The following is a 12,522-nucleotide window of genomic DNA, read 5'->3' as shown; positions in this document are numbered from 1 at the left end:
CCGTCTTTCGGATATGAAGCTGCCTGCATCCGCCCGAAACCAATAGGTCCTAAAGTCTCCGGGGCAGCCGATGCAGGCCATTACGGCCATTTGGCCGGTTGCATTGCCGCGCTCCATACTGCGAATAGGCCCGTTTGTACAGTGCACTGCGGTACGCTCTTTCACAGCGCCGCATGCGGTCGCCCATTCCATCCCGACATCTTCTTTCGCCGGGGCTATAAAAAAAGGCGTACCGCATGGTTCATAAACGGCATTGCGTGCCCCCCGCCTTTTCGCTAAGAGACCCGCAACTTGAGGCTCTTTATCAAAAAGAGCCGACTGGGTTTGTTCTTGTCCGCACCTGAAAAACGGCTGGCGGAAAAAAGGGATGGTACTGGTCAAGGCTATGGCTCGCATTGTCATGAAATTCGGCGGCACGTCCGTCGCGAACCTCGAACGCATTCACAATGTCGCACGGCATGTGAAACGCGAAGTGGATGCCGGCCATGAAGTGGCCGTGGTCGTTTCCGCCATGTCCGGTAAAACCAACGAGTTGGTGGACTGGGTGCAGAATGCTGCGAAGGTGGCTGGCGCCAACGCCGCCTCCTTTTACGATGCACGCGAATATGACGCGGTCGTTGCATCCGGCGAGCAGGTGACATCGGGTCTTCTGGCGATAACGCTGCAATCCATGGGCATCAATGCGCGCTCATGGCAGGGCTGGCAGATTCCGATCCGCACAGACAACGCACATGGTGCCGCCCGCATTCTGGAGATTGACGGTTCGGATATCGTTCACCGCATGGGCGAGGGCCAGGTTGCCGTTGTTGCCGGTTTCCAGGGCATCGGCCCGGATAACCGCATTGCGACGCTCGGTCGCGGCGGTTCGGACACATCAGCCGTTGCCATCGCCGCCGCCGTCAAGGCGGACCGTTGCGATATCTATACCGATGTCGATGGCGTCTATACCACCGATCCGCGCATCGAGCCCAAGGCTCGCCGCATGAAGAAGATCGCTTTCGAGGAAATGCTCGAAATGGCGTCTCTCGGTGCGAAGGTTCTGCAGGTTCGCTCCGTCGAGCTTGCCATGGTACACAAGGTGCGCACCTTCGTTCGCTCCAGCTTCGAGGATCCCGATGCGCCGGGCATGGGCGACCTCATCAACCCGCCCGGTACTTTGATTTGTGACGAGGAAGAAATCGTGGAACAGGAAGTCGTAACCGGCATCGCCTATGCCAAGGATGAAGCACAGATCTCGCTGCGCCGCGTGGCCGACCGTCCGGGCGTCTCCGCCGCGATCTTCGGGCCACTGGCCGAAGCGCATATCAATGTCGACATGATCGTGCAGAACATCTCCGAAGATGGGTCGCGCACCGACATGACCTTCACCGTTCCTTCTGGCGACGTTGCCAAGGCTCTGCGCGTTCTGGACGAGAACAAGGCCCAGATCGGCTTTGACGTTGCGCAGAACGAGACCGGCCTTGCCAAGGTTTCGGTCATCGGTATCGGCATGCGCAGCCATGCCGGCGTTGCTGCCAGCGCCTTCAAGGCGCTTGCCGAGAAGAACATCAACATCAAGGCCATCACCACCTCCGAGATCAAGATTTCGATCCTGATCGACGGTGCCTATGCCGAACTGGCCGTTCGCACTTTGCATTCTGCTTACGGTCTCGATAAGAACTAAGTTCGAGACATCGGTTCCCGATGCTCCGATTCTTCGGGGTTGCGTTTTTCCGATGTGGCGTTTCATGAAAGCGTGTCCCTTGCGGGACGCGCTTCTCGCGCTATAAATTTTTTAAATGACGTTTTGATTCTCGAATATTATGACATTCGGATCGGAAGCGTCGGGGAGCAAACGCGATGAGAGACCTTTCTGCAGGTCCGCGCGTCCTGCTAAAGCGGCTGCGCGAAATGATGGCGGAGCACCTTGAGCCGCAGGACCGTCTGGACCAGATCGTCCGTCAGATAGCCAGCAACATGGTGGCGGAGGTTTGCTCGGTCTACGTGCTGCGTTCCGACAGCGTGCTGGAGCTTTACGCTACCGAAGGTCTCAACAAGGATGCCGTGCATCTTGCCCAGCTGAAAATGGGGCAGGGTCTTGTCGGTACCATTGCCGCTTCCGCCCAACCTCTCAATCTTTCCGATGCGCAGGCGCATCCGGCTTTCCGCTATCTTCCTGAAACCGGTGAGGAAATTTATCATTCCTTCCTCGGCGTGCCGATTTTGCGCTCCGGTCGCACTCTTGGCGTTCTTGTGGTCCAGAACAAGGTCAGCCGAACATACCGGGAGGATGAAGTTGAAGCGCTCGAGACAACCGCGATGCTCATCGCTGAAATAGTGGCGAGCGGTGAATTGAAAAAGATCACCCGCCCCGGTGTGGAGCTGGACCTGACGCGTGCCGTTTCCATTGATGGCGATGCTTATGGCGAAGGCATCGGTCTTGGTCATGTCGTGCTGCACGACCCCCGAATCGTTGTCACCAATCTGCTGAATGAGGATGCCGATACCGAAATCCTGCGTCTTGCCGACGCGATCGGTTCGCTGCGCCTGTCGATCGACGACATGTTGCAGCGCCGCGACGTCCCGACCGAAGGCGAGCATCGCGAGGTTCTCGAGACCTACCGCATGTTCGCCCACGATCAGGGCTGGGTGCGGCGCATGGAAGAAGCTATCCGCAACGGCCTGACGGCGGAAGCTGCGGTCGAGAAAGTGCAGAGCGACACAAAGGCGCGCATGATGCGCCTGACTGATCCCTATCTTCGCGAGCGCATGCATGATTTCGACGATCTTGCCAACCGGCTGCTGCGCCAGCTGATCGGTTTCGGCGGTCGAAGCCCCGAGCATGATTTCCCGCTGGACGCCATCGTTCTGGCGCGCGCCATGGGTGCCGCCGAATTGCTGGATTACCCGCGTGAGAAATTGCGCGGCCTGGTGCTCGAAGACGGTGCGGTGACGAGCCACGTCGTCATCGTGGCGCGCGCCATGGGCATTCCGATCATCGGGCAGGCGACAGGCATCGTCGCCCTCGCTGAAAATAACGATCCCATCATCATCGACGGCGATGACGGCCAGGTGCATTTGCGCCCGATGTCGGATTTGCAGCGCGCCTATGAGGAAAAGGTGCGCCTGCGTGCCAAGCGCCAGGAGCAGTTCCGCGCGCTTCGCAATGTCGAGCCGATCACCAAGGATGGCCAGAAGGTCAACCTCAAGATGAATGCGGGTCTTCTCGTAGACCTGCCGCAGCTCGAGGAATCCGGCGCCGATGGCATCGGCCTGTTCCGCACCGAGCTGCAGTTCATGATCGCCTCCAACATGCCCAAGGGCGAGGAGCAGGAAGCGTTCTATAGGTCCGTCTTGCGGCAGGCCAAGGGCAAGAGCGTTACCTTCCGCACGCTGGATATTGGCGGCGACAAGGTCGTTTCCTATATGCGCGGCCAGGAAGAGGAAAACCCGGCGCTCGGCTGGCGGGCGATCCGCTTGTCGCTCGACCGCCCAGGTCTGATGCGCACGCAGATGCGCGCGCTTCTGCGTGCTGCCTCAGGTGCTGAACTACGCATGATGTTGCCGATGGTGACGGAGGTTTCCGAAATCCGCGCGGCTCGCGATCTGCTTCAGAAGGAAGTGCAGCATCTTTCGAAATTCAGCCATGCGCTTCCGAAAAAGCTGCAATTTGGTGCGATGCTGGAAGTACCTTCGCTGATGTGGCAGCTCGATGAGCTGATGCAGGAAGTGGATTTCGTCTCCGTCGGTTCGAACGACCTGTTCCAGTTTTCGATGGCGGTCGATCGCGGCAATGCAAGGGTTTCGGATCGTTTCGACAATCTTGGCAAGCCGTTCCTTCGCATTCTGCGCGATATCGTGCGCGCTGGCGAAAAGCACCACACCTCGGTCACGCTTTGCGGCGAAATGGCAAGCAAGCCACTTTCGGCCATGGCTTTGATCGGCCTTGGTTTCCGTTCGGTTTCCATGTCGCCGACGGCGATTGGCCCCGTCAAGGCCATGCTTCTCGGGCTTGATGCCGCGAGCCTTGCGGATGAGCTGAACGCTGCGCTCGACGATCATAATTCGCTGGAAAGCGCGCGCGAGGTGTTGTTACGCTTTGCCGCGACGCATTCCATTCCCATTTAAAAGACCTGTTTCATAATCGGAGTGACTGGTGGCGAAGCTTCCCGTCGAAAAAATGCGCGAGTTGGAAAGGCGTTTCGGAGAGATCGAAGCGCGGATGTCGGCTGGTCCGGCAGCGGATGTCTATGTGAAGCTGGCTTCGGAATATTCCGAACTTGAGCCGGTGGTGAAAAAAGTCCGCGAATACGAAAAGGCGGTTTCCGAGGCCGCCGATCTGCAGGCGCTGCTTGCCGACAAGACAACCGACAAGGACATGCGCGATCTGGCGGAAATGGAGCTGCCGGAGGTCGAGGCCCGAATTGGCGAGCTTGAGAAGGAAATGCAGGTCCTGCTGCTTCCCAAGGATGCGGCGGACGAAAAAAGCGCCATCCTCGAACTCCGCGCCGGCACGGGCGGATCCGAAGCGGCACTTTTCGCCGGCGATCTGTTTCGCATGTATGAGCGCTTCGCTTCAGCCAAGGGCTGGAAAGTTGAAGTTCTTTCCGCAAGCGAAGGCGAGGCGGGCGGTTACAAGGAAATCATCGCCACGATCAGCGGGCGAGGGGTGTTTTCCAAGCTGAAATTCGAATCCGGCGTGCACCGGGTGCAGCGCGTGCCGGAAACAGAAGCGAGCGGCCGCATCCACACCTCGGCAGCCACTGTTGCCGTGCTGCCGGAGGCGGAGGATATCGATGTCGAAATTCGCCCGGAAGACATTCGTATCGACACGATGCGCGCTTCGGGCGCAGGCGGCCAGCACGTCAATACCACTGACTCCGCCGTTCGCATCACCCATCTTCCGACGGGTTTGATCGTTACCAGTTCTGAAAAGTCGCAGCACCAGAACCGCGCCAAGGCCATGCAGGTTCTGCGTTCGCGTCTTTACGACATCGAGCGACAGAAGGTGGAAAGCGAGCGTTCAGCCGACCGCAAGAGCCAGGTCGGTTCCGGCGACCGTTCCGAGCGCATCCGCACTTACAATTTTCCGCAGGGGCGGGTCACTGATCACCGCATCAACCTGACCCTCTACAAGCTCGACCGGATGATCGAAGGCGAGATCGACGAGCTTGTGGACGCGCTGATTGCTGATTATCAGGCCGGTCAGCTTGCCCAGCTTGGCGAACAACAGCTTTGAGTGGCGACGCTGACGGGACCGTTTCGACCGAGCTTGCCGCAGCCCGCAAACGGCTGCAGGCGGCGGGCATCGCCGATCCGCTGCTTGATGCGCGCCTGCTGGTTGCTGAAGTTACCGGTTTTTCACTGACCGATTTCGTGATGAAACCGGACCATCCCGTCACTCGGGAAGAAAGCGCCCGCATTGCCGCCATGGTCGAAAGACGCGCAGGCGGAGAGCCAGTCCATCGTATTCTCGGCCACCGCGAATTTCACGGGCTCGATCTTCTTTTATCGACGGAGACGCTCGAACCCCGCCCGGATACGGAAGTTCTCGTCGATACGCTGTTGCCTGCGTTGAAAAAAATTGTTGCCGACAAGGGCAGTGCGCGCATTCTGGATCTGGGTACGGGCACGGGTGCGATCTGTCTGGCGCTTCTCAAGGAATGTCCGGAAGCAACTGGCGTCGGCAGCGATATCTCCGCCGATGCGCTGGAAACCGCAGCGAAAAACGCTGCCCGAAATGGTCTCGCCTCGCGTTTTGAAACCATGCGTAGCGACTGGTTCAAAAAAATCTCTGGCAGGTTTGACATAATTGTGTCGAATCCGCCTTATATAAGAAGTGACATCGTCACAACGCTAGACCGAGAGGTTCGCCATCACGATCCGATGGCGGCGCTGGACGGAGGTCAGGACGGCCTTGCACCGTACCGCCTCATCGCTGCCGACGCAGGCCGCTTTCTTGTGGAAAACGGGATTGTCGGTGTGGAGATCGGTTTCGATCAAAGGCTTGATGTTTCCGCTATATTTGCTTCCCACGGCTTCTCTCTTCTCGACGCCGTGAAGGATTATGGCGGCAACGACAGAGTTTTGACCTTCCGGAGATAGTTGTTCGCGATACGTCTGCGGATTATTTGCAAGGATATTTTGCACAGCAAAAGAAAAGGCTTGGATTTCCGCATGAAGCGGGATAGTTTGCCGCCACATGCCGGGTGGCTGAGGACGAATTTAGATTCGTCAGGGTATGGGTCAGTCCCGAAGCGGGTTCTTTTGAGAACCCTGAAGGCTGGGCGTTTCCGGCATGTGAATCAGTAAACTTTGTTCGCAGGTGGCTCGTTGCAGCATTTTGCGCGACCGGTCGTCATACGCGGGGTCTTGTCTGGGGTTATCTCCAGCAGGGCGCGTAATGGAGCAATTTCAGGAAAAGTTTCCAGCGGTTTTCCGCCCGGAATTGCATGAAAATAACCAGATTGTCAGCAAAACAGAATTCAGGTGAGCAATTGATGAGGCCAGGACAGCAAAACAAGCGCGGCCGGGGGCGTGGAAGCAACAACAACAATAACAATGGTGGCGGTAACAACAACAACTTCAACCGCAAGGGCGGTAACCCGCTCACCAGGACTTATGACAGCTCCGGTCCCGATGTTAAAATTCGTGGCACAGCCCAGCACATAGCGGAAAAATACGCCACCCTTGCGCGGGACGCGCAGAGTGCTGGCGACCGTGTGATCGCTGAAAACTATCTGCAGCACGCTGAACACTACAATCGTATCATCGCCACCGCTCAGGCCCAGATGCAGGAGCGTTTCCAGCGCGACGACCGTGGCGAATACAATGCTTCGGATGCCGACGATATGGATATGAACGACGGTGACGATGGTGCACCGCAGCAGCAGTTCGAACAGCCGGAACGGGTTCAGCAGCCGGAGCGCCAGGAACGGCAGGAGCGCACCGAGCGTTCCGAGCCGCGTCAGGAACGCCGTGAGCGCCCGGACCGCCGTGAACGGCAGGAGCGCCAGCCGCGCCAGCCGCAGGCTTCGGACGAACGGCAGCAGCCGGTATACGACGCCAGCCAGGCGCCTCAGCCCGTCATCGAAGGCACGCCTATGGAAGTGGCCGTCGAGGAACAGCAGCAGCAGACGGAAGCACCAGCGACTGAACGCGCACCAAAGGCCCGCCGCGCCACCGGCCCACGCCCGCGTCGCCCGCGCCGCGCCGCAACCGCGGAAGGTGCTGAGGGTGCTGAAGGCGAAGATACGCCAGCCGGTGATGAGGCAACACCTGCCACGCTCGAAAACGCTGCTGAATAAGCAGGGTTTTCAAAATATCACGCGATTGAAAAAACTCCGGCTTGCCGGAGTTTTTTTTGTTTTTGGGGTCGGGTGTAAAAGCTTGGGCGCTGTTCGAAGGGGGCAATCGCGGCAAACAGGCGTGACGTTTATCAAGTCCGGCTAAAATTTCCCCGGCAGTCGTTTTCCTCCCCTTTAAACCGATGAAAATGCCTCCCATATTCGTGCAGTAAGGACGGATGCCGCATGCAGCGGTAACCGCCCATCAAGAGGCGGCAATCGTGAAATCTGTATAACGCGACTGCCGTAGCGGGGCTTGCCTTTGAGGGAGCCTCAACCCAAACACCCGGATCCGTGCCGAAAGCGGGCGGGCCGGTATATGGAGGTTCGACTATGAATATTGAAAAATACTCCGAGCGCGTTCGCGGTTTTCTGCAATCGGCGCAGACGTTTGCGCTTGCGGAAAATCACCAGCAATTTTCTGCCGAACATGTGCTGAAAGTTCTGCTTGATGACGAGCAGGGCATGGCGGCATCGCTGATCGAGCGGGCTGGCGGCGACGCCAAGGAAGTGCGTCTGGCCAACGATGCGGCACTGGCGAAATTGCCCAAGGTTTCCGGCGGCAATGGCGGCCTTTCCCTCACGGCTCCACTTGCGAAAGTGTTCTCGACTGCGGAAGAACTCGCGAAGAAGGCTGGTGACAGTTTCGTCACCGTCGAGCGTCTTTTGCAGGCGCTGGCGATCGAAAACTCTGCTTCCACCTCGGCGTCCCTGAAAAAGGGCGGCGTGACGGCGCAGGCGCTCAATCAGGTCATCAATGAAATCCGCAAGGGCCGCACGGCTGACAGCGCCAATGCCGAACAGGGCTTCGACGCTCTGAAGAAGTTCGCGCGCGACCTGACGGAGGAAGCCCGCGAAGGCAGGCTCGACCCGGTGATTGGCCGTGATGACGAAATCCGCCGGACAATTCAGGTGCTTTCACGCCGCACCAAGAACAATCCCGTGCTGATCGGTGAACCCGGCGTCGGTAAAACGGCGATTGCCGAAGGTCTTGCTCTACGCATCGTCAATGGCGATGTGCCCGAAAGCCTTAAAGACAAGAAGCTTATGGCGCTGGATATGGGTGCGCTGATCGCTGGCGCGAAGTATCGCGGCGAGTTCGAGGAGCGCCTGAAGGCGGTCCTGAACGAAGTGCAGGCGGAAAATGGCGGCATTATCCTGTTCATCGACGAGATGCACACGCTGGTCGGTGCCGGCAAGGCCGATGGCGCCATGGATGCGTCCAATCTGCTGAAGCCCGCTCTTGCCCGAGGTGAACTGCACTGCGTTGGCGCCACCACGCTGGATGAATATCGCAAGCACGTGGAAAAGGATCCCGCCCTTGCCCGTCGTTTCCAGCCGGTGCTCGTAGATGAGCCGACCGTTGAGGACACGATCTCGATCCTGCGCGGCCTGAAGGAAAAATACGAACAGCACCACAAGGTCCGCATTTCGGATTCGGCCCTGGTTGCAGCTGCAACGCTTTCCAACCGCTACATTACCGACCGGTTCCTGCCCGACAAGGCAATCGACTTGATGGACGAAGCCGCTTCGCGCCTTCGCATGCAGGTGGATTCCAAGCCGGAAGAACTGGACGAACTGGATCGCCGGATCATTCAGCTCAAGATCGAACGAGAAGCCTTGAAGCAGGAGACGGATCAGTCATCCGTCGACCGCCTGAAGAAGCTCGAGGACGAACTGGCCGATACCGAAGAAAAGGCCGATGCCCTGACGGCCCGCTGGCAGGCGGAAAAGCAGAAGCTGGGCCATGCCGCAGACCTCAAGAAGCGGCTGGACGATGCCCGCAACGAACTGGCAAGTGCCCAGCGTAACGGCCAGTTCCAGCGCGCCGGTGAATTGACCTATGGCATCATTCCGGGCCTCGAAAAGGAACTGGCTGCAGCGGAAGCGCGTGACAGCACCGGTGCTGGCTCGATGGTTCAGGAAGTGGTGACGGCGGACAATATCGCCCACATCGTTTCCCGCTGGACCGGCATTCCTGTCGACAAGATGCTGGAAGGCCAGCGCGAGAAGCTGCTGCGCATGGAAGACGATCTTGCCAAGTCCGTGGTCGGGCAGGGCGAGGCCGTGCAGGCCGTTTCCAAGGCGGTTCGCCGTTCGCGCGCGGGTCTTCAGGATCCGAACCGGCCGATCGGCTCGTTCATCTTTCTCGGCCCGACGGGCGTGGGCAAGACCGAGCTGACCAAGTCGCTCGCCCGGTTCCTGTTCGACGACGAGACCGCGATGGTTCGCCTCGACATGTCGGAATTCATGGAGAAACACTCCGTTGCCCGGCTTATCGGTGCGCCTCCCGGCTATGTCGGTTACGAAGAGGGCGGTGCGTTGACGGAAGCGGTTCGCCGCCGGCCCTATCAGGTCGTGCTGTTTGACGAGATCGAGAAAGCGCATCCGGATGTGTTCAACGTCCTGTTGCAGGTGCTGGATGATGGCCGCCTTACGGATGGTCAGGGCCGCACCGTCGATTTCAAGAACACCATCATCATCATGACCTCGAACCTCGGTTCGGAATTCATGACGCAGATGGGCGACAATGACGATGTGGATTCGGTTCGCGATCTGGTGATGGAACGGGTCCGGTCGCATTTCCGGCCGGAATTCCTCAACCGTATCGACGATATCATCCTCTTCCATCGCCTGCGGCGCGACGAGATGGGTGCAATCGTGGAGATCCAGCTCAAGCGCCTCGTCTCGCTTCTTGGTGATCGCAAGATCACGCTCGAACTGGATGAGGATGCCCGCAACTGGCTTGCCAATAAGGGTTACGATCCGGCCTATGGCGCACGTCCGCTGAAGCGTGTGATCCAGAAGACCGTTCAGGACAGGCTCGCCGAAATGATTCTCGGCGGCGAGATCCCGGACGGATCGCGGGTCAAGGTGACCTCTGGCACCGACCGGCTGCTTTTCAAGGTCAAGCCCCCAAAGGGTGAGGCCGAGACTGAAACCGCCGATGCGGCATAAAACGAAAGGGCTCCGGTAACGGAGCCCTTTTTCGTATAGCGGTCCCTCTGGTCACGAGGCCCGGCGGACTAACGGCTCGCCACCTGATTGGGTTTTTCTTCGATGTTGAGTAGATTGTCGATCCGCTTTCTCTCGTCGGAGAACCGCGCGAGCGCTACGCCGGAAAGCGATTTGCCGCCCGGCAGACGCACTTTCATCGCGTCCACTTTCGTGCCGTTAACGATCAGCTCGTAATGCAGATGCGCGCCGGTCGAAAGGCCGGTCGAACCGACATAACCGATTACCTGGCCCTGCCGGACCTTTGAACCCTCGGTGACACCCTTGGCGATGGCGCTCTGGTGGTTATAGGAGGAGACGTAGCCATTGGCGTGGCGGATCAGGGTCTGGTTGCCGTAACCCGAGGCCCAGCCGGCCTTTTCGACAGTGCCGTTGCCTGTCGCGATGATCGGCGTGCCGCGGGCTGCCGCCCAGTCGGTGCCGGTATGCATGCGGCTGAATTTCAAAACGGGGTGGCGGCGCATGCCGAAACCTGATGTCATACGGCCGTTCGGAACCGGGTTGCGCAACAGGAACTGCCGGATGCTCTTACCGTTCTCGTCGAAATAGTCGATGCTGTTATCGTCCGGGTTCTGGAACCGGTAAAAACGCGTCTCGTTATCGCCGAACTTGGCGTTGACGTAGAGCAGCTCGGACTTGTCCGTCGCCTTGCCATCCGCATCTTCCACGGAGAAGAATGCCTCCAGCGTATCTGCCGGTTTCAACTGCGCCTGAAAATCAACGCTACTGGCCAAAAGCTTGATGAGCTGGGAGACCATGCCCTGATTCATGCCATAGGCCAGAGCCGCCCGGTAAACGCCATCGTAGACGCTGGGCAGATCGCGGCCGGCGGCCGGTGCCGGGGTGCTGTCAAAGGCCGTCGCCACCGCGTCGAGCTTCGGCGGTTCGCTGGCCTTGATGAAATTCTTGCGATCGTCTACGGCCATGGTGACCATGTGGCGACCCTTGCGGTAAAGGCTTACGCGTACGATGTCGCTTTTGTCGTCTTCCTGAATAATGCCGACGCGGAGCACATCGCCGCTTTCGACATTGTTCGACTGGAGTTGCGGTGACAACAGGCCAGCGATTTCGGAGGATTGCGCCTTCGAATAACCCGCGCCGAATAAAGCGGCTTCGATGGTTTCGGTCTGGCGGGCAGGGATAACGTCGTCGGCATATTCCTTGACCGGAACCGAGGGCGATTGAGGGGTCGAAACCGACATATTCTGTTCGACGACACGGGCGGCAAGACCGGCGGTGATATCGACATCACCCTCATCATTATCGAAACGACGGGGGTCGATGTAATAGAGCGCTGCAAGCTGCTCGTTACCGTCTGTCAGGATCGAGCCGTTCGAGCGCACTGCCTCCTCCACCTCGTCGAAACTCAGGGAGCCGGCGAAGGGATACTTGGAGTGCTGGATCGGAAAGGCGACCGTTTTCAGGCTGACTTCGGATTCGACCTCGGAGCCGTAGATTGTGCCCGTTCGGCTTGGCGCCGGCGCCGGGGCGTCCTTGTCGTCACCGCTTGCGAAAATATTCAGGGGATCGAAGGCGGGATAATCGTCCTGTTTGGCGTAGTTGGACGCCAGCGGAATTTTGACGTGGGAAAAGGGAACCTTGCGGACCACTTCCTTGTCGCCCTCGTTGATAACGGTGGAGACTTCCATGATCGAGCGGTCCGAGGGCCGGGCCGCAATATTGGGCGCAATGAGGCGTGTGCCGCGGCGTGCCGCTTCCGCGGTATTGTTGCCCATATCCGCCTTGGCGAAGGCCTCGGCCGGAATGGCAAGCTGCTGGCGGCCATCGAGAGCTGCAAACAGCGCAACACCCATCAATATGGAAGAGGTAATGCCGGTAAGGAACGTGCCGGAAAGCCATCTGAGCGAAATCTCACGGCGATCGGGTGCACGGCGCCCTTCCGCCAGAATTGGCGGTTCCGTGCCTAGCGACCGGATCACGTTGCGATCCGCAGTCATACTAGCTGTGCCCCGTGGGTCATGCGCTCTCCAGAAACTTCAGGCGAAGGTGTGCAACTTTCAAAGCCGTGAGTCAAATTGATCGGCACCCTCAATAGATATGCCGGCAACAGGCTCGCGCGCGTGCCCGCATTAACGTTTTGTTGGCAAAGCAATTAGCGAGGAGTCGGGCCAAAACAAGGCGCAGCACCATTCATATGGGTTCAGGCTGCATTCCCTTGTTA

At 58.8% G+C, this 12,522-nt stretch carries 7 protein-coding genes; 6 read left to right on the top strand and 1 reads right to left on the bottom strand.

The annotated features are described in order from the left end of the window. The first annotated feature begins 385 nt into the window (after positions 1–385). From ACZ5A6_RS22310 to clpB, 6 genes are all read left to right on the top strand, one after another. Positions 386–1,663 (top strand): aspartate kinase, encoded by a 1,278-nt coding sequence (locus ACZ5A6_RS22310; protein ID WP_004432098.1) that lies wholly within the window; start codon positions 386–388, stop codon positions 1,661–1,663. Between the two features lie 176 nt (positions 1,664–1,839). Beyond that, entirely contained in the window at positions 1,840–4,107 is a 2,268-nt protein-coding gene (gene ptsP / locus ACZ5A6_RS22305; RefSeq protein ID WP_004432101.1) for a phosphoenolpyruvate--protein phosphotransferase, read from the top strand. A 28-nt stretch (positions 4,108–4,135) separates the two neighbouring features. Next, positions 4,136–5,218, top strand: coding sequence for a peptide chain release factor 1 (gene prfA, locus ACZ5A6_RS22300; RefSeq protein WP_464111409.1), 1,083 nt, complete (start codon positions 4,136–4,138; stop codon positions 5,216–5,218). Beyond that, complete coding sequence (gene prmC, locus ACZ5A6_RS22295) at positions 5,215–6,084, top strand: peptide chain release factor N(5)-glutamine methyltransferase (protein ID WP_111799423.1); 870 nt, start codon at positions 5,215–5,217, stop codon at positions 6,082–6,084. Before prfA ends, prmC begins: the two co-directional genes overlap by 4 nt. A 395-nt stretch (positions 6,085–6,479) precedes the next feature. Continuing rightward, entirely contained in the window at positions 6,480–7,286 is an 807-nt protein-coding gene (locus ACZ5A6_RS22290) for a DUF4167 domain-containing protein (RefSeq protein ID WP_065663270.1), read from the top strand. Between the two features lie 372 nt (positions 7,287–7,658). Then, positions 7,659–10,283 carry an ATP-dependent chaperone ClpB gene (clpB, locus tag ACZ5A6_RS22285; RefSeq protein ID WP_111799424.1) on the top strand — a complete coding sequence of 875 codons (2,625 nt, stop codon included), beginning with the start codon at positions 7,659–7,661 and terminating at the stop codon, positions 10,281–10,283. Between the two features lie 68 nt (positions 10,284–10,351). Here the strand turns inward: clpB and ACZ5A6_RS22280 are convergent, their stop codons facing one another. Next, the gene (locus tag ACZ5A6_RS22280) at positions 10,352–12,298 is read right to left on the bottom strand and encodes a M23 family metallopeptidase (RefSeq protein ID WP_004432116.1); all 1,947 of its coding nucleotides are present in this window, start codon (positions 12,296–12,298) and stop codon (positions 10,352–10,354) included. Between the last annotated feature and the right edge of the window lie 224 nt (positions 12,299–12,522).

The organism is Agrobacterium sp. 6Ca8 (genome assembly GCF_055382765.1).
The sequence above is the reverse complement of the archived record's forward strand: the minus strand, read 5'-3'. Positions and strand labels throughout refer to the sequence as shown.

Coding starts and splice junctions, on each gene's coding strand:
- ACZ5A6_RS22310 (WP_004432098.1), top strand. CDS start 386: ATGGCTCGCATTGTCATGAAATTCGGCGGCACGTCCGTCGCGAACCTC.
- ptsP (WP_004432101.1), top strand. CDS start 1,840: ATGAGAGACCTTTCTGCAGGTCCGCGCGTCCTGCTAAAGCGGCTGCGC.
- ACZ5A6_RS22290 (WP_065663270.1), top strand. CDS start 6,480: ATGAGGCCAGGACAGCAAAACAAGCGCGGCCGGGGGCGTGGAAGCAAC.
- clpB (WP_111799424.1), top strand. CDS start 7,659: ATGAATATTGAAAAATACTCCGAGCGCGTTCGCGGTTTTCTGCAATCG.
- ACZ5A6_RS22280 (WP_004432116.1), bottom strand. CDS start 12,298: ATGACTGCGGATCGCAACGTGATCCGGTCGCTAGGCACGGAACCGCCA.